At 34.7% G+C, this 18,757-nt stretch carries 18 protein-coding genes and 1 other RNA gene; 12 read left to right on the top strand and 7 right to left on the bottom strand.

Annotated elements, in window-relative coordinates:
• Window positions 1–11: 11 nt before the first annotated feature.
• The 5 genes from gpsB to D1606_RS07385 all read left to right on the top strand — a co-directional run bounded on the left by gpsB (window position 12) and on the right by D1606_RS07385 (window position 5,880).
• Window positions 12–338 (top strand): cell division regulator GpsB, encoded by a 327-nt coding sequence (gene gpsB, locus D1606_RS07405; RefSeq protein ID WP_233548046.1) that lies wholly within the window; start codon window positions 12–14, stop codon window positions 336–338.
• Window positions 339–469: 131 nt separating this feature from the next.
• Window positions 470–859: RNase P RNA component class B (rnpB, locus tag D1606_RS07400), an RNA gene on the top strand.
• A gap of 80 nt (window positions 860–939) precedes the next feature.
• Window positions 940–2,679 (top strand): putative bifunctional diguanylate cyclase/phosphodiesterase, encoded by a 1,740-nt coding sequence (locus D1606_RS07395; RefSeq protein ID WP_119415367.1) that lies wholly within the window; start codon window positions 940–942, stop codon window positions 2,677–2,679.
• Window positions 2,680–2,681: 2 nt separating this feature from the next.
• On the top strand, window positions 2,682–3,821 hold the full coding sequence (locus D1606_RS07390) for a THUMP domain-containing class I SAM-dependent RNA methyltransferase (protein WP_119415366.1): 1,140 nt from the start codon (window positions 2,682–2,684) through the stop codon (window positions 3,819–3,821).
• Between the two features lie 157 nt (window positions 3,822–3,978).
• Complete coding sequence (locus D1606_RS07385) at window positions 3,979–5,880, top strand: ATP-dependent DNA helicase (RefSeq protein ID WP_119415365.1); 1,902 nt, start codon at window positions 3,979–3,981, stop codon at window positions 5,878–5,880.
• A 68-nt stretch (window positions 5,881–5,948) separates the two neighbouring features.
• On the opposite strand, the gene D1606_RS07380 is transcribed toward D1606_RS07385, so the two are convergent.
• The 3 genes from D1606_RS07380 to D1606_RS19195 are packed head-to-tail and all read right to left on the bottom strand — an operon-like array spanning window position 5,949 to window position 8,295.
• The gene (locus tag D1606_RS07380; protein ID WP_119415400.1) at window positions 5,949–7,607 is read right to left on the bottom strand and encodes a b(o/a)3-type cytochrome-c oxidase subunit 1; all 1,659 of its coding nucleotides are present in this window, start codon (window positions 7,605–7,607) and stop codon (window positions 5,949–5,951) included.
• A 59-nt stretch (window positions 7,608–7,666) separates the two neighbouring features.
• Window positions 7,667–8,149 carry a cytochrome c oxidase subunit II gene (locus tag D1606_RS07375; RefSeq protein WP_119415364.1) on the bottom strand — a complete coding sequence of 161 codons (483 nt, stop codon included), beginning with the start codon at window positions 8,147–8,149 and terminating at the stop codon, window positions 7,667–7,669.
• 23 nt (window positions 8,150–8,172) lie between these two features.
• Window positions 8,173–8,295: a hypothetical protein gene (locus D1606_RS19195; RefSeq protein WP_255416305.1), complete on the bottom strand. Its 123-nt coding sequence runs from the start codon at window positions 8,293–8,295 to the stop codon at window positions 8,173–8,175.
• Window positions 8,296–8,586: 291 nt separating this feature from the next.
• Between D1606_RS19195 and D1606_RS07370 the strand changes: the two genes are divergently transcribed.
• Genes D1606_RS07370 through D1606_RS07350 form a run of 5 tightly spaced genes read left to right on the top strand, consistent with a single transcriptional unit; the run spans window position 8,587 to window position 12,252 of the window.
• Window positions 8,587–9,366, top strand: coding sequence for a hypothetical protein (locus D1606_RS07370; protein WP_119415363.1), 780 nt, complete (start codon window positions 8,587–8,589; stop codon window positions 9,364–9,366).
• On the top strand, window positions 9,363–9,731 hold the full coding sequence (locus tag D1606_RS07365; protein ID WP_119415362.1) for a GntR family transcriptional regulator: 369 nt from the start codon (window positions 9,363–9,365) through the stop codon (window positions 9,729–9,731). The genes D1606_RS07370 and D1606_RS07365 overlap by 4 nt, the downstream gene beginning before the upstream one ends.
• Complete coding sequence (locus tag D1606_RS07360) at window positions 9,728–10,423, top strand: ATP-binding cassette domain-containing protein (protein WP_119415361.1); 696 nt, start codon at window positions 9,728–9,730, stop codon at window positions 10,421–10,423. The genes D1606_RS07365 and D1606_RS07360 overlap by 4 nt, the downstream gene beginning before the upstream one ends.
• 1 nt (window position 10,424) lies before the next feature.
• Complete coding sequence (locus D1606_RS07355; protein ID WP_119415360.1) at window positions 10,425–11,339, top strand: ABC transporter ATP-binding protein; 915 nt, start codon at window positions 10,425–10,427, stop codon at window positions 11,337–11,339.
• Entirely contained in the window at window positions 11,317–12,252 is a 936-nt protein-coding gene (locus D1606_RS07350) for an ABC transporter permease (RefSeq protein ID WP_119415359.1), read from the top strand. Before D1606_RS07355 ends, D1606_RS07350 begins: the two co-directional genes overlap by 23 nt.
• Before the next feature lie 247 nt (window positions 12,253–12,499).
• On the opposite strand, the gene D1606_RS07345 is transcribed toward D1606_RS07350, so the two are convergent.
• The 4 genes from D1606_RS07345 to D1606_RS07330 are packed head-to-tail and all read right to left on the bottom strand — an operon-like array spanning window position 12,500 to window position 16,357.
• A complete protein-coding gene (locus tag D1606_RS07345; protein WP_119415358.1) occupies window positions 12,500–13,573 on the bottom strand; it encodes a sulfate/molybdate ABC transporter ATP-binding protein in 1,074 nt (357 codons plus the stop codon).
• 11 nt (window positions 13,574–13,584) lie between these two features.
• Window positions 13,585–14,451 (bottom strand): sulfate ABC transporter permease subunit CysW, encoded by an 867-nt coding sequence (cysW, locus tag D1606_RS07340; RefSeq protein ID WP_119415357.1) that lies wholly within the window; start codon window positions 14,449–14,451, stop codon window positions 13,585–13,587.
• A gap of 11 nt (window positions 14,452–14,462) precedes the next feature.
• Window positions 14,463–15,296: a sulfate ABC transporter permease subunit CysT gene (gene cysT / locus D1606_RS07335; RefSeq protein WP_119415356.1), complete on the bottom strand. Its 834-nt coding sequence runs from the start codon at window positions 15,294–15,296 to the stop codon at window positions 14,463–14,465.
• 14 nt (window positions 15,297–15,310) lie between these two features.
• Complete coding sequence (locus D1606_RS07330) at window positions 15,311–16,357, bottom strand: sulfate ABC transporter substrate-binding protein (RefSeq protein ID WP_119415355.1); 1,047 nt, start codon at window positions 16,355–16,357, stop codon at window positions 15,311–15,313.
• Window positions 16,358–16,882: 525 nt separating this feature from the next.
• On the opposite strand from D1606_RS07330, the gene D1606_RS07325 reads away from it, so the two are divergent.
• The gene (locus D1606_RS07325; RefSeq protein ID WP_119415354.1) at window positions 16,883–17,587 is read left to right on the top strand and encodes a phosphoadenylyl-sulfate reductase; all 705 of its coding nucleotides are present in this window, start codon (window positions 16,883–16,885) and stop codon (window positions 17,585–17,587) included.
• 18 nt (window positions 17,588–17,605) lie between these two features.
• A complete protein-coding gene (gene sat / locus D1606_RS07320; RefSeq protein ID WP_119415353.1) occupies window positions 17,606–18,745 on the top strand; it encodes a sulfate adenylyltransferase in 1,140 nt (379 codons plus the stop codon).
• The last annotated feature ends 12 nt before the right edge of the window (window positions 18,746–18,757 follow it).

The following is an 18,757-nucleotide window of genomic DNA, read 5'->3' as shown; positions in this document are numbered from 1 at the left end:
ATGGAAGGAAGATGGAAATGGACATTAAATTATCTGCAAAGACGATATTAGATAAAGATTTTAAAACAGGAATTAGAGGTTATAGTCAGGATGAAGTAGATCAATTTCTAGATATTATTATCCAAGATTATGAATCTTTTGAGAAAGCATTAGCGAAAAAACAACAAGAGGTTGATGCATTGAAAAATGAATTGAAACAAGTTCAACTACAAGCAACAACGACTGAACCAAGACGCCAATCAACATCTTCAGCGTATACAAATAATACAAACTTTGATATTCTAAAACGAATTGCCAATTTAGAGAAGCATGTATTTGGCGACAAACTTTACGATTAATAGTAAATAGAAGCAAAGTTTTGAAGTGATTTGTTACGTATGTCAAGAAATTTTTTATTAAAATTCATTTAATAACTATTAACCCCTTGAAATTAATGAATAATAGGCATATAATAATCAAGTCATCATAAAAGAACAAGTAATCGCTGCAACGCTTGACGTTGTTGAGGAAAGTCCATGCTCGCACGGTTCTGAGATGACCGTAGTGTTCGTGCTTAGTGAATAAATAAGCTAAGGCAGTCTAATGGCTGACGGCGAGAGGAAAACCTAAGTCTCATTTGGGATATGGTTGAAACTCTATGAAAGTGCCACAGTGACGAAGTTATTACGGAAACGTAATAAGTGGAACGAGGTAAACCCCGCGAGTGAGCAACCCAAATTATGGTAGGGGCGTTCTCCTGAAGGAAATGAATGGATGGAGAGACAAAAGTGTTTTAACGCTTTTGTAGATAGATGATTACTACCCAGTAGTACGAGGCGAGAGCCGTTATAGTACTAGGGCACAAAACATGGCTTACGTTCTTTTAATGATGCTAAACTCGAATAGACAGGCTCTCCATTTTTTTGGAGAGCTTTTCTTTTAGGATATGGTGATAAATCTATGAATATTAGTAAAGATTTTCAAGAAACTCGTAAGATGTCAAGTACAATTAACAATTGCGAATACATAACACCAAAAATTCTCGAGGCTATTTCCGAAGGCGTAATGATTACAGATATAAATAGCAAAATTATCGATGTGAATCCTGCTTTTGAATTTGTAACGGGTTACAAAAAGGAAGAGGTTGTTGGTAAAAAACCAGATGTATTAAGATCAGGTGTTCAAGGAATAGAATTTTATAAGAATATGTGGAGTGAAATAACTCATAATGGTGAATGGCAAGGGGAAATTTGGAACCGAAGAAAAACAGGTGATATTTATCCTGAATGGCTAAAAATTATGAGCATTCACGATGAAACTGATAGAATAATAGGTTATTGTGGTGTATTTTCAGATCTATCAGATGAAAAAGAGATAGAAAGTGAACTGAAAAAACGTGCAATGACAGATTCTCTGACTGGTGTTTCAAATCGTTTTGCCTATAGTGAACGTATGAATGTTTTATTGAATTCTTCTAAAAGCCATAATTATCAACATGCAGTCTTTTTCATTGATTTAGATAGATTTAAACAAGTGAATGATACATTAGGCCATGTAATTGGTGATCAGTTATTAATAGAAGTGACGAAGCGAATCCAAACATTACTTAAAAATAAAGATATTTTAGCTCGGTATGGTGGAGACGAATTCGTTATTACATTTACAGATATACATGATTCTCGTGAAGCTGTTTATTATGGGAAAAAGCTAGTTGAATTATTAGAAAAGCCTTTTTTAATTGAAGGTCAAAAAATATATATTTCTGCAAGTATAGGTATTAGTATTTATCCACATGATGGATTGGAAACGGAGATCTTAGTAAATAAAGCTGATAAAGCAATGTATTATGCTAAAGATAATGGTAAAAATCAATTTGTATTTTATTTTGATGAGTTAAAGACAGATGTAAAACGTGCTTTATTGTTAGACCAAGAGTTAAGAATGGCTATTAAAGATAATTGTTTTGAGCTCTACTATCAGCCTAAAATAGATATAAGGGAGCATCGTATTATCGGAGTTGAAGCTCTTGTAAGATGGAAGAATGAAAGACTTGGCAATGTACCTCCATCAGAATTCATTTCTTATGCTGAAGAGACAGGGCTAATAATCCCAATCAGTGAGTGTATTTTAGAATGTGCTTGTACTGATGCTCATACGCTTGAAAGAAAAGGTTTCAGGAATTTACCAATAGCAATTAATATTTCAAGTATTCATTTTCATCAACAGAATTTTATTCATTCAATAGAAAAAATCTTAGAGAAAAATAACCTACCAGCTAGAAAGTTTGAGCTAGAACTAACAGAGCGAACTATTATGGAAAATGAAAGAGAAACGATTCTAAAGCTGATAACATTAAAGCAAATGGGATTTAAACTATCGGTAGATGATTTTGGCACTGGCTATTCATCACTTAGTTATTTAGTACAATTCCCGTTGGACTATTTGAAAATCGATAGAAGCTTTATTCAGCAAATTTGTTCATTAAACGATAAACAAGCAGTTGTAGATGCGATTATTCAAATGGCTCATCGTCTAAAAATGAAAGTAATTGCAGAAGGTGTAGAACAACGCGAGCAAGTAAAATTGCTCGGGAAATTAGATTGTGATATGATTCAAGGATATTATTATTCAAGACCTCTTCCATTGAAAGAGTTTATGGAGTTTCTTGAATTTTGGGAATTAGAGTTAGAAGGGAAATAAGTATGACAAAATATCAATTAGTAGCGACAGCAGCAATGGGCTTAGAATCTATTGTAGCGGATGAGTTAAAATCTTTAGGCTATACAACACATACTGAAAATGGCAAAGTCTATTTCGAAGGTGATGAAAAAGATATTGCTAAAACAAATTTATGGTTACGAGTAGCAGACCGTGTAAAAATTGTTGCAGGCAAATTTCCCGCCAAAACATTTGAACAGCTATTTGAAGGTGTTCGAGCAATCGAATGGGAAAAGTATTTACCAGTAGACGCTGAATTTCCCGTTACAGGTAAATCAGTTAAGTCAAAATTATTTAGCGTACCAGACTGTCAAGCAATAACCAAAAAGGCAATTGTGGAACGTATGAAATATTACTATAAACGACTTGGGTTCTTAGAAGAAACAGGTCCAAAATATAAAATTGAAGTATCTATTTTAAAAGATGTAGCAACTTTAACAATTGATACGAGTGGAGCCGGCCTTCATAAACGTGGTTATCGTTTGAACCAAGGTGAGGCACCATTAAAAGAAACGTTGGCTGCTGCCCTCGTACTCATCTCAAAATGGCATCCTAACCGTCCATTTGTGGATCCATTCTGTGGTTCAGGTACAATTGCATTAGAAGCTGCTATGATTGGGCAAAATATGGCACCAGGCTATAATCGTGATTTTATAAGTGAAGACTGGCCATGGATGAAACAAAAAATTTGGGACGAAGTACGTATGGAAGTAGAAGATTTAGCAAATTACGATCAGCCTCTTCAAATTTTCGGTTCAGACATTGATCATCGAATGGTTGAAATTGCAAAAGAAAATGCGCGTGAAGCAGGATTTGCTGATTTGATATCATGGAAGCAAATGCAGGTGACGGATTTTACCACTAATCTTACTGATGGTGTTATGGTAGGTAACCCACCTTATGGTGAACGTATTGGTGATAAAGAAGTACTAGAGAAAATGATTCGTGATATGGGCATGATGATGAGCAAATATCCTTCTTGGTCCGTATATATGCTATCATCAATGGAAAATTTTGAAGCTTTATATGGTAAAAAAGCTACGAAAAAACGTAAGCTCTTTAATGGATTTATCAAAACTGATTATTATCAATTTTGGGGAAAACGTACTCCAAAACACGATTAATCAAAAAATATAAAATATATTACTATTTAGTACTTAAAAAACATATTTTATATTGACATAAACTTGTCTATAATATTATAGAATCATTTTTGAATATGTATTAGACGGGAGGGGGGAACCCCTTCCGTTTCGTTGTCTGTATGAGAGGGGAATTTGAATGAGACAATCAATACCATTTGCCTTATCCAAAGATAAGTCTTTCTTTGATTCACTAGGAGACTGGATTGGCGATATTTTGTACGATGAACTACCTGAAAAAGGTTTAGAATGTCGTGATGAGCAAATTTTCATGGCATTTCAAATTGAAAAAGTATTAAAAGAAAAATCTGTACTGTTTGCTGAAGCAGGCGTAGGGACTGGAAAGACAATTGCATATCTCTTACCGGCAATAGCATATGCGCGTTATACAGGGAAACCAGCGTTAGTTGCCTGTGCAGATGAAACATTAATCGACCAGCTCGTAAAAGAGGGCGGCGATATAAATAAATTGCAAGAATTATTAGATTTAAATATTGACGTTCGATTAGCAAAATCTAGAGATCAATATTTATGTTTAAAACGTTATGAAGAAGCTGAAAAATTTTCTGATGGTGAATATTTAGATGATATTGCAGAAACAATTCCAGATGGTGTATTTGGACAAGGTACTTTAGGGTTGTATGGTCAACATAGTGATTATCCTAATATTAGTGATGAAGAATGGAACCTAGTAAATTATAATGCGATTCAACAATGTTCTGTCTGCGATCTTCGAAATCGTTGTGGACAAACTCTTCACCGAGCGCATTATCGTAAATCTACAGACTTAATCATTTGTTCTCAAGACTTCTTAATGGAACACATTGCAACAAAAGAGTCACGTGAGCGTGAAGGTCAATTAGCATTACTTCCAGAAGTATCTATGATTGTTTTAGATGAAGGACACTTATTGGAATATGCTGCGCAAAAAGCTATGACTTATAAAGTACAAGACTACACAATTGTACAATTACTTGATCACTTAATGGTGGATGGTTTACGTGAAAAGACCCTCATTACAATGGAACAATTACAAGATGGACACGAATTGTTCTTTGATCAGTTACGAGATGATGTGATTGAATCAGATGAAGATAGAAAACGTATAAAAAAATCACCAATGCTTATTAAATTAGGCAAAAAGATAATTGAAACAGTTGAAACTTTACTAGAAGAATTTGTGTTTGAATCCGAATTATACGTAATTCCAGAATACGAATTACGTATGGCCGAAGAATTTTTAGAACAATATGAAGCTGCTTTACGAATTTTTGTAGCACAAGGTGACGCTATTGATTGGTTAGAAGAAACGGATGGAGAAGAAACTTTAGTAATTATGCCACGCCTTATTACAGAAGTATTAGAGGAAAAAGTATTTTCTAAAAAAATTCCATATATATTCTCATCAGCAACTTTATCAATCAATAAAGATTTCAGTTATATCGCAGGCAGCTTAGGAATTAAAGAATATCAATCCTTCTCTGTTTCATCTCCATTTGATTATGAAGAAGCCATGCAGATATTCTTACATTATTTAAAACAATCGGAAAAGATACAAAGAGTTGAGAAATTGCTAGAAGAAGAAAAGCAAACCTTAATCTTATTTAAATCAAAACAAGCCATGCTAAGCTTTAAAGAGCATGTCCATGAATCCTTTAAATCTAAAATGGGCTTTGAAGGAGATCGAGAATTATCATCGATTGTCCGAGATTTCCAAGAAGGTAAATTACAAGTGCTTTGTTCCTACCATTTATGGGAAGGTTTAGATTTGCCAGAAGAAGCGCTAACTCGTGTGATTATTTTTGATTTGCCATTCCCACCAAATGATCCATTATTTGATGCTAAACGCGCATTTGCAGAAGATTCTTTCCGAGATGTAGATCTTCCGTTTATGTTATTACGAATACAGCAAGGTATGGGAAGACTTATTCGTACATCAAATGATTTTGGCGATATTCACATATTATTAAATGAAAACGAAGCACAATATAAAGATCAAATAGAGCCTATATTTGCTGTCCCAGCACAAGAATATAAATAACTATAATAATTATAAAAAGATCCGCATTCTCATTTGAGAAGCGGATCTTTTTTGGGGGAATTTTTAAATTACCAAAGCTTATAACCTTTAGAACCTAAAGGAGAATTTTGAATTATATCGTAGATTGGGAAAGTATAAGCGATTAAGATTAATGCTACTAAAATAACAATCCAAATTTTAAAGTTTTCTAAAATCGCTGGTGTTTTTTCAGCATTTTCTGCTACTGTTCCGATAGGGAATTCTTCTTCACCTTTAGGTGCAAACCAGCAAAGTTTTACAAAGATGAATAAGAAGATGATAATCCCGATGAATAATAATGTACCACCAACAGCTTGTGCCACTTGATAGGAAGCCCAAGTTTTAGCAATTTCAGCACCGCCGTAATCAGAGAATGCTGAACGACGAGGTGCGCCTAGTAAACCTTCAATATGCATAGAACTAGACATTATTGTCATACCTAAAGCCCAAATAATGGCTTGAATAATACCAAGTTGATTTAATTGTTTTGTTAATGTACGTCCTGTTAGGTGAGGGACTAACCAATAAGTTGCGCCAAAGAAAGTTAAAACTACTGCAGTTGCAACTGTTAAATGGAAATGCCCTGTTACCCAGATTGTGTTATGAATCAGTTGGTTCATTTGGTGAGAAGCATTAACAATACCACCAGCACCACCAGGGATGAAGATTAACATACCCATAAACGGTGCGAAGAATCGAGCATCGCCCCAAGGTAATTTTTTAAACCAACTAAATAAACCTTTACCGCCAAGTTCACGACCTCTTAATTCAAAAGAGGCAAATAAAGAGAATGCAGTTAAAAGTGATGGTATAACAACCATCATTGTTAAAACAACTTGTAAGAACTTCCATGATCCGTCAACACCTGGTTCAGTTAATTGGTGATGTAGACCAACTGGAATTGAGAAAATAACAAACATGATAAATGATAAACGAGCTAATGCATCGGAGAAGATTTTACCACCGATAACTTTAGGAACGACAACATACCAAACCATGTATGCAGGTAACAACCAGAAGTATACTAATGCATGACCAAATGACCAGAATAGTGTACGTGATAACAATATATCAATACGTTCAACTAGGCCGAGTGACCAAGGTAATAATTGGAATAAAACTTCAACGGCAACGCCAATTGTAGCTACAAACCACATTAAATTATTACAAACAACCATAAATGATAGAAGTGGAGATGTTTGGTTTGGATTTTCTTTACGCCATTGCATCCATCGAAGCGCTTGACCTAGACCACCAATCCAAGACCCTACTACAACAAGTGCTAAACCTAAATAGAAAATCCAGTGTGCTTGAAGTGGAGCATAAAATGTATAAAGAACAGATGCTTCATTTAAAAGGACCATAGTAGCTGACATTGCAGTACCAATTGTCATTGTCCAGAAGCCTATCCAACATATTAATCTTTGTTTTGGCGTTAATGTACCAGAAGTACGACTAACTCCTGCAATTTGGAAACCATAGATAAAGAATGTCGTTAAGATCAACCCTAGTAAAACACCATGAACGGTTAATACTTGATAATAACCAATGCCCCAAGGTAATTCGAAATGGCCTGAACGTACTAAAACTTGTAAGAGACCAGCTGTACCACCTAATAACAGAGCGATAAAAGCTACAAAAATATGAGCCATTGAAAGTTTAGCATCTTTAGGATCTACTTTTAAAATTTCCGCAGTTTTATTTGCCATTTTTCTTGAAACTGTTACATTTTCTTTAATTACTTTAGATTGATCGATTGTTGTTTGACTCATTTTTTATCCACCACCTTAAGCATAGAGTGCATTTGAGCATGACCAACACCACAATACTCATTACATACGATTAAGTACTCACCAGTTTTATCTACTGTTGTGGTGTATTCTGAAATGTAACCAGGTTCTAGCATCATGTTAACGTTTGTTCCTGAAATCTCAAAACCGTGAACAACGTCTTTAGAGGTAGCAATAAACTTTACTTTGGATCCTACAGGTACTTCTAATTCAGGTGGATTGTAATAGAAAGCAGAGGCCACAACTACTACTTCGTAATCCCAATCCTTTCCAGATACTTTATGTACACCTGGTTTGTTGAATGGTGCGATTTCATCAACCTTTTCGTGATTAATCGTATTCTTTGCACTCGGTGGATGGCTCCCATTATGAAATGCCATAATACCAGTAATCAATAAAAAAACGATTAGGGATCCAACACCGAATGTTAACCAATATTTTTCATACTTATGAAGATGCATAGTTTTCCCTTCTTTCTTTCAGTTTAAAAGCGATCAAGAAATAGACCAAAGCATGCAGCCCAAATGGCAACGATTATTATACCTACACCAGTGACTAGGTAAAGAGTGCCTTTTAAGTTTTCTTCTGGTTCGTGTTTGTTAGCCATAATATCCTCTCCTTTATTTAAGGCTTTCTTTTATTGCTCGAATTCATGATATAAAATATAAAGCGCTTTCGATGTGATAAAAGTCACACCTTAAAGCTGCATTTGTGAATGAAGTGTGAAAAAGAAATGATGAATTAGTGAAGAGATGTGGTAAGTTGTTTTTTAACCAGTTGTCATGCCCTTTTCAGTACAAAATAATTAGGTTTGAAAATAATTTCTAATTATTGGTTGAAATTACAGTTGTCTTAGTGTACTATCTAAATAGTACACTATAACGGAAGAGGCTAGAGTATGAGAAGATTTTGGGGATTATTCATTCGGGAGTGGCAAACATATTATAAGTGGTTATTATCCACATGTATTATTTGTATAGGAGTAACTGTAGGCATTCCTGTTTTAATAAAAAAATATATAGATGCATCTATAAATCAAGACAGTACCATTTTTATAATGGCGATAATAGTATGCATTCTTTCTTTTCTTATCGTATGTTTCCAATTTTTCACAAATCTCAAACATGAACTTCAACGTGTTGATATTTGGTTACATACCCCAGCACCATTTTATGAGTTAATAGGGGCAAAGGGTTTCTTTAGTCTTTTAACAAGTATAATTTTGACACTGATTATGTCTATTGAGGCAGTTATTGTTGCTTCTACCGAAAGTGATTTCTCGTTACTAGCGCAATTGGAATTTATTATTGGAATGATTTTCTTTTCTATAAGTTTCTTATTCAGTCTCTTACCTTTAACGCTATTAATGTTTTCGTGTTATGTAAAGATGAAAAAATGGATAGGGAAACTTTCCATTTTTACAGTGTTGATAATACTTTTTGGGATTGTTTATGGCTTGGTCAAAATAACAAGTTCAGCATTATATAGCAAATTATTTTTAACTGGTAAGAAATCAGGAGGATATATTGACAACTTTATTGATCCCATTGTTCAGGTATACGATGCTACTTTATTGGTTGATGACTTATATTGGCGTGAGGATCTATTAAATATATTCATATCTGTTTTAATGATTATTGTCAGCGTTAAATGGTGTAAAAAGGTGGTTACAGAATGACAGTGGATTTTTCAAGAGACAAACCTATTTACACACAACTTGTAGAAAAAATTTGTGGAGATATAATACGTGGAAATAGGAGATTAGGAGATAAAATGCCATCTGTACGTGAGTATGCGTTAGAAGTTGGTGTGAATGTTAATACAGTTCAAAGAGTATACAAGGAGCTGGAACAAATGGAATTAACTGAAACTAAACGAGGGCAAGGAACGTATATAACTAATGACAGGAACAAGGTGGATCATTTAAGAGAGCAGATGAAAGAAAAAATAGTTGAGCAATTTTTTCATAGTATTGAGGAATTTGGATTTACGAAAAAAGAAATAATGGAACAACTTCAAAAACAAGGAGAGGAAAATAAATGATTTCTGTCCAACAAGTGAAGTATCAATATGGCAAAAAAGTTGTACTTGAAGATGTTACGTTTACGTTGCCCGAAGGTAAGATTATTGGCCTAATCGGTGAAAATGGGTGTGGTAAATCTACTTTACTACGTTTGTTAGCAGGTGTTAAAAACCCTACTAAAGGAAAAATAGAGTTAGGTGGACAGGTAATAACACATCAAAGTGCTAAAGAAATAGCCTATTTGCCAGATATCGATGAATTCTATCCTCATTTAACTGGTGATGATATTTTTTCTTTCTATCAATCCCAATTTAATGACTTTTCAAAACAAAAAGCTGAGGAAATTGCGTTATTCTTACAGGTTGAAATCGACAAGAAAATGAAGAAGATGTCTAAAGGGCAAAGAGGACGCATTAAAATGGCAGCTACATTAGGCCGAAATGTTTCCGTTTATTTGATGGATGAACCTTTTTCTGGACTTGATCCGATGGTAAGGGAAGTTTTAATAAAGGGATTGATAAAGTTTTTAGATGGTAACAATCAAACCATTCTTCTGTCAACACATGAACTACATGAAGTGGAACCAATTCTAGATGGATTACTTCTATTAAAAGATGGCAAAGTTGCTTCTTTTGAAAACTTAGAAGTACTTCGAGAGGATTGGCAGCAAGATGCTACACAATGGATGAAAAAACAATATAGTAAAGGGTGATATGATGAAACCAATCGTAGAGTTAAAACATTTATCGAAAAATATTAAAGGTAAAGAAATTGTTAAAGATTTAAACATTGAGCTTTTCCCTGGTCAGATAACGGGTTTTTTAGGTCCTAATGGAGCTGGTAAAACAACAACTATTCGATTAATGACTGGACTAATGAAACCAACAGGTGGAGAGGTATTAATCGATGGCATTTCATTAGCTAAAGATTTTGAAAAGGCGATAAGTAAAGTAGGAGTAATTGTTGAAAATCCAGAGATGTATAAGTTTATGTCTGGCTACAAGAATTTACTTCACTTTGCTAGAATGCATGATAATGTAACGAAAGAAAGAATAGGAGAAGTAGTTAGTCTCGTTGGTCTTGAAAACCGAATACATGAGAAAGTATCAACATATTCGCTTGGAATGCGCCAAAGATTAGGACTAGCCCAGGCATTGTTACACCATCCAAAATTTTTAATATTAGATGAACCAACCAATGGATTAGATCCAGCTGGTATTCGTGAATTTAGAGAGCATCTTAGAACCATTGCCCAAAAGGAACAAGTATCTATTTTTGTCTCTAGTCATTTACTAGCTGAAATTGAATTGATATGTGACCGAATTGCTGTCATAAAAAGTGGTCAATTAATTGAAATTCGTGAAATGACTACAGAACAACAACCAATTTACTATCTTGAAGCAGGACCAGATAGTGAACAACTTTTAACAACACAAAATTATGTGTTTGAAAAGTTCGGAAATGGTTATTTAGTTTCAATTGATAGAGATGCAGTTCCAAAATTGATATCAAAATTATCAAGTGAGGGAATAGATATCTTCGCAATACAACCTCACCATCAATCATTAGAAGATCAATTCTTAGAAATCACTGGAGGTGGCCAAATTGTTAAAGCTTCTGCAAAATGAGTGGATGAAATTATGGCATAAAAAAGGTACATGGGTAATGTTGATCCTATTAATATTAGGAGTATTTGCATTTGCTGGTCTTTATAAATGGACAGGTAATTTAGAAAAAGAGAATTGGAAAGCGGCGGAAGAACAATCAATTAAAGAACAACAGTCAATGATTAGTGCTGGAGATTTATCAAAAGATGAACTACAAGAAGCAAAAGATTCTATCAAAATTTCTGAATATCGATTAAAGAATAATGTACCTCCAGTAGAAACAAAAAGTACAGAATCGTATATGGAAGAAGGTACAATTTTATTATCTTTTATTAGTTTATTTGGAACAATTATTGCAGCGGGCATAGTATCAAGCGAATTTTCAACCGGTACGATAAAAATGCTACTAACTCGTCCAATTAGTAGAGCAAAAATATTAACTTCTAAGCTTTTAACAGTTTTCATTTTTGTAATTACTTTGGCAGCCTTATCTTTGGTTTTAACTTTCATCTGTGGTTCCATCTTGTTTGGATCTTCAGACGGAACTGATTTAGTAATTGAAGGTAATAAAATAGTAGAAGCATCATCAATTGGTCATACCTTATATATGTATGTATTAAATTTTGGGGATATTTTTATGTCTGTAATTTTTGCATTTATGATTGGTAGTATTTTCCGTTCTAGCTCTTTAGCAATTGGACTTACACTGTTTATCAATTTTATGGGCGCAAGTCTGGTCATGCTCTTAAGTAAATATGAATTTGTTAAATATTTGTGGATCACAAATACTGACTTAACGCAATTTGAACCAGGCGGATTCTCTATTGTTGATGGATTAACAATGCCATTCTCTTTAACAATATTAGTGATTTATGCAATTATTTTCTTAGTAGCAAGTTTTATCACTTTTATAAAACGAGATGTAACAGCCTAAGATTAGGAATAAAAGCTGAGTACATTTTAGTTGTATAAATGAAATTCAATGGAAAAAAGGAGAACTCTGTATTATTTAAACAGTGGTTTTCTTTTTTTCTCTATTTTCCACTCAGGAGTTTTAGTATTCGGATTTACTATTTTGAATCAGTAAATTCTATAAAATGAAATAGAGGCACTTTCAGTTTTAAGATAAACTGAGGGTGCCTCTTCTTAGATTTAGTGATTTATATGCCTATAATTATTTATTAAATTGAAAAATCATCAGGAATAAACACCTTCAATTGTTTTGGACGTATATAAACTTGCTCGCCACGTTGTAACTTCAAAGAGTGAAATAGTTCTTTTGAAATCTCGGCTTCTAAGTATTCGTCTATATCTTGACGATGTAACTCGATTTGCACAATTGGACCGATGGCATGGATAAAAATAATTTTAGCAGGCACCATACCCTCTAAATTAGCTGTGCGTTCAATTTGAATATCATGAGGACGAACGTAACCGATTGCTTCTGTATCATGCTTTGCCAAAGTTTCATCAATTGGACCTGTATAACTACCGTGAACAAGCTGACCGTTTTTTAAACGTCCTTTAAAAAGGTTAACGTTTCCTAGAAAGTCATAAACAAATGGACTGTTTGGATGATCATATACATCTTCTGGTGTACCAACCTGTTCAATTTTCCCTTTGTTCATAACAACGATTCTGTCAGCTACATCTAAAGCTTCCTCCTGATCATGTGTAACAAAAATACTTGTAACATGAAACTCATTATGCATTTTACGGAGCCAACGTCTTAAATCCTTACGTACTTTTGCATCAAGAGCTCCGAAAGGCTCATCTAAAAGAAGAACTTTCGGTTCGACAGCAAGAGCCCGTGCAAGAGCAACGCGCTGTCTTTGGCCACCTGATAGTTGACTGGGATAGCGGTCAGCAAAATGTTCAAGCTTTACAAGTGATAAAAGTGTATGGACCTTATCGGCAATTTCTTTTTTTGATGGGCGGGTTTTTCGTGGCCGAACCTTTAGCCCGTATGCGACATTTTCGAATACTGTCATATGTTTAAAGAGCGCATAATGTTGAAAAACAAATCCAATATTACGTTCCTTTGCATTAATTTCTGTTATATTTTCACCATCAAATAAAATAGCACCTTCATCTAAATTTTCAAGGCCGGCAATGATGCGTAGTAAAGAGGTTTTCCCAGACCCAGATGGGCCAAGCAAAGCTATAAGTTCACCAGTTTCAATGTTTAAGGAGATATCATCCAATGCTTGAAAGTTTCCAAATTTCTTTTTTATATTTTGAATAGTAATACTCATTTTCAACCCTCCTATTGCTTTGTTCTCCATTCAATTATGTTCTTAATAATGATCGTAAATAGTGCTAATAAAGACATCAATGAAGCGACCGCGAATGCTGCCGAAAATTGATATTCATTGTATAAGACTTCTATATGTAGAGGCATAGTATTTGTTAATCCCCGAATATGGCCTGAAACGACTGAAACAGCACCAAATTCGCCCATTACGCGTGCATTACATAAAATAACTCCATATAATAGTCCCCATTTTATATTGGGAAGAGTAACCTTTAAGAAAGTTGTTAATGCACCAGCGCCCAAACTAATTGAGGCCTCTTCTTCCTGAGTTCCCTGTGTTTGCATAAGTGGAATAAGCTCTCGAGCAACAAACGGAACAGTGACAAAAAGTGAGGCTAAAATAATACCTGGAAGTGAAAAAATAATTTGAACATTATAATTCGATAAAAGGTCCCCAAATAGCCCTTCCGCACCGAAAAGTAAAATAAATACTAAACCTGCAATAACGGGAGATACAGCAAATGGGAGATCGATTAATGTCGTTAATAAATTTTTTCCACGAAAATTGAATTTAGTAATTGCCCAAGCAGCAGCTATACCAAATAGCGTGTTAATAGGTACAGCAATAACTGCTACTAGTAATGTTAATTTTATTGCGGAAAGTGCATCTGGTTCAGTAATAGACGCTATATACACATCTAGTCCTTTTTTAAAAGCAGTAATGAAAATTGTTACTAGAGGTAGTACTAAGAAAATTAAAAGAAATAAAAGTGAAATAGTCGTGAGTATCAAGCGTATAAGCCAGGGCTCTTTTAAAGTTGTATTTCCTATCTTTTGCTTAGAGGTAACCACAGTTTGTTCAATCGTCAATTTTTCCATGTTTCCTCCTCCTATACGCTATATTTCCGATTGGCAAGCCATTGAATAATATTCATAATCAGTAAGATCATGAACGAAGATATAAGTAGAACGATAGCTATTGCTGTTGCACCTGGATAATCATATTGTTCTAATTTCGTCATTATCAGTAAGGGTGTTATTTCTGTTTTCATCGGCATATTACCAGCGATAAAAACAACTGATCCATATTCACCAAGAGCTCGGGAAAAAGCAAGAGTAAAACCAGTTAGAATGGCAGGAATTAGTTCTGGAAAAATAACTTTTATGAAAGTTTTCCAACGATTCGCGCCAAGACTCGCAGATGCTTCTTCTGATTCAGTTGAAAAGTTTTGTAATACCGGTTGTACTGTTCGAACAACAAATGGTAACCCAATAAATGTTAGGGCAATAATAATTCCGATTGGAGTAAATGCGATTTTAAAAGGAAACAGGTTTCCAATCCAGCCGTTTGGTGCATAGAGGGCTGTTAGCGCAATACCTGCGACAGCAGTTGGAAGAGCAAATGGAAGGTCTACAAGACCATCCATAAGCTTTTTGCCAACAAAATCATAGCGAACAAGTACCCAAGCAATTATAGTACCAAAAAATACATTAATAATTGCCGCTAAAAAGGACGTTCCAAATGTTAATTTATATGATGCAACAACACGAGAATCACTTATAATTTTAATAAAATCATGCCAACTAAGTTGCATGGTATTCCAAAAAAGCATTGAAAGTGGCAATAGTATTAAAATACTTAAGTATAGTAAAGTAAAACCAATAGAAAGTTTAAAACCTGGAAGAACGGTCAATCTCTTTTTATGAAAAAAAGTAGTCGTCATCAAATCCCTCCTTACTAATTCTTAGGTGTATAAATGGAATCAAAAGTACCACCATCGCTGAAATGTTCTTTTTGTGCCTTTTGCCAGCCTCCAAAATCATCAATTTTAATTAGGTCGAGATTTGGAAAATGATCTTTATATTTTTCAAGGATTTTCTCATTACGTGGTCGATAATAATTTTTGGCAGCAATTTCTTGTCCTTCATCTGTATACAAATATTCTAAATAAGCTTTCGCTACTTTTTCAGTGCCTTTTGCTTTTGCATTTTTATCAACAACTGCTACAGGTGGTTCTGCTAGAATACTTAATGATGGAGTAATAATTTCAAATTTATCTTCACCTAGTTCTTTAAGAGATAGATAGGCCTCATTTTCCCATGCGATTAATACATCTCCAATTTGTCGCTCGGTAAATGTTGTAGTTGAACCACGCGCACCTGAGTCAAGTACCTCAACGTTGTTATAAAGCTTTTTCATGAAGTCTTTTATTTTCGCCTGATCACCTTGATATTTACGATCAGCATAGCCCCATGCAGCTAAATAATTCCAACGAGCTCCACCAGATGTTTTTGGATTTGGTGTAATAACTGATACACCTTTCTTTACAAGATCGTTCCAGTCATGAATACTTTTGGGATTTCCTTTCCGAACAAGAAATACAATCGTTGATGTGTAAGGAGAGGAATGATCCGGTAATTCTTCTTGCCAGTCCTTGTTGATCAGATTTCGATTTGCTGCAATTTCATCGATATCGTAAGCAAGTGCTAGTGTTACAACATCTGCTTTTAATCCATCTATTACAGCTCTTCCTTGTTTTCCTGAACCACCATGTGATTGCTGAATTTTCACTGTCTGTCCAGTTTCATCTTTCCACTCTTTAATAAAGGATTTGTTGAACTCTTCATATAATTCTCTTGTTGGATCATATGAAACATTAAGTAGATTTATAGATTTGTTTGTTGTACTACCTGAACTGTTTTGTTCCGAACTAGAGCATCCACTAATCACCATTGCTAATGAACTTGCAGCTAAAAATGCAGCTAATTTTTTTGTTTTCTTCATAATTTTTTCACTCCTTTAAGATTTAATGTTTTTACAGCATCAGATTTTGATGAGCAGCTGAAAAAATAAAAAGGCTACATTCAATGATTTTTACCTTGTCATTGAATGTAGCCTTCAGTTTGTCTGATCAGCTCACTTTGCTTTATCCCGCATTAACGGGCAGTAAGTCCCCCCACCTCAAGATTGAGAGATAAATGAGAAAGATAGGTGGGGGATAACTGCCCGTAAAAGCCCGATTGGTTCAACTAACCATCAGTGAGGGATGAAGCACCTCTCACTGATGGAAGTTTCACTTTATGTAATATTAAAACACGTATTTCCAATTAGTCAACTATGAATTAAAAAATAATTATTATTTTCTGCATTCTTAGAATACTAGTTGACAGGTTGGTTATATATGATTTATACTTCGAACCAATTCACTTATTTGTGAATTAACTACATATGAAGCTGACCAGACAACTGGAGGCGCTTTTAATGGTTTTAGCCATTAGAGCGTCTTTTTTTATGGAAGGAGGACAATAAATGCTTACTTTTGAAACATTTGAAGAATCAAAGATTCCATCAATAGAACTAGATCCACAATATAAAGGAGCACTTGAAGTGTTAAAATGGAGCTTTGACACTTATAATGACAAACTTGTATATGGATGTAGCTTTGGGATTGAGGGGATTGTACTTATTGATCTCATTACAAAAGTAAAACCCGATGCACGTATTGTTTTTTTAGATACGAATCTTCATTTTCAGGAAACATACGACACGATTAAAAAGGTGAAAGAAAAATATCCAAATCTTCGAATTGAACTGAAGCAGCCAAGTCTTTCACTCGAAGAACAAGCTTCTCAATTTGGCGAAAAACTTTGGGAAACCAATCCAAATGAGTGCTGCAGAATTCGGAAGATTGATCCATTATTCGAGGAATTATCGCATGCAACAGCTTGGATATCTGGACTACGAAGAGAACAAAGTCCAACACGAGCAAATACTGAGTATTTTAATAAAGATTCAAAATTTAAGGCAGTTAAAATTTGCCCACTTATTTATTGGACATGGAAAGATGTTTGGAGATATGTGGCTAAACATAATTTACCATACAACGTTTTACATGATCAGGGTTATCCAAGTATAGGGTGTGAAAAATGTACGAAGCCCGCTTGGACAGCTGAAGATTTACGGTCAGGTCGTTGGCAAAATACAGGAAAAACAGAATGTGGCCTACACAGCTAACTGGAGGAGGAACTAAATATGACAAATGCACCACATGGAGGTACTTTGATATCACGTTACAATCCATCATTAAAAACTTCTTCGATTAGTAAATCGATTACACTTGATGCAATTGCTTTGAGTGATTTGGAGCTTATAGGTATTGGGGGATATAGTCCAATTACGGGGTTCTTTAATGAGGAGGATTATACTTCTGTTGTTGAACGTTTACGACTTGCTGATGGAACGGTTTGGAGTATACCCATTACTTTACCTGTTATAGATAAAGAACTGGTTAATATAGAAATAGGCGATAAGGTAAAACTAGAAAAAGATGGAGTTACTTATGGAGTCATTAAGGTATCTTCTATTTATATACCAGATAAACAATTAGAAGCAAAGAATGTCTATGGTACAAATGATGCAGCGCATCCAGGTGTCGCAAAACTTTACTCACGACCAAATACTTATGTTGGAGGAGAAGTTACTTTAGTTCATAGACAAAAACCTGAGTTTGAAGAATATACATTTACACCCGCTGAAACAAGGGCTATTTTTGATGAAAAAGGTTGGAATACAATCGTTGGTTTCCAAACTAGAAATCCTGTTCATCGTGCACATGAATATATCCAAAAGGCTGCGTTAGAAACCATTGATGGTCTATTTTTAAATCCATTAGTAGGGGAAACAAAATCTGACGATATCTCTGCAGAAGTGCGGATGGAAAGTTATCAAGTATTACTTGAAAATTATTATCCTCAAAATCGTGTTCATTTAGGTATTTTCCCAGCAGCTATGCGATATGCAGGGCCAAGGGAGGCAATATTCCATGCTCTTGTTCGTAAAAACTATGGATGCACACATTTCATCGTTGGCCGCGATCATGCAGGTGTAGGTGATTATTATGGAACTTATGATGCGCAAAAAATCTTTGATCAATTTACAACAGAGGAGTTAGGCATTCAGCCTCTTAAATTTGAACATAGTTTCTATTGCACAGCATGTGAAGGAATGGCCACAACTAAGACATGTCCTCATGATCATGCACATCATATTATTCTATCTGGCACTAAAGTCCGTGAAATGCTTCGAAATGGAGAGGTACCACCAGCAACCTTTAGTCGTAAAGAAGTTGTCGAAGTGCTTATTAAAGGTATGAAAGAAAAGGCGAAAGCATAGGGGGAGTGCTAG

It is taken from the genome of Rummeliibacillus sp. POC4, assembly GCF_003576525.1.
In the GTDB taxonomy this organism is placed as follows: domain Bacteria; phylum Bacillota; class Bacilli; order Bacillales_A; family Planococcaceae; genus Rummeliibacillus.
Note: the sequence above shows the minus strand (reverse complement) of the source record. Positions and strands in the feature narration are given on the sequence as shown.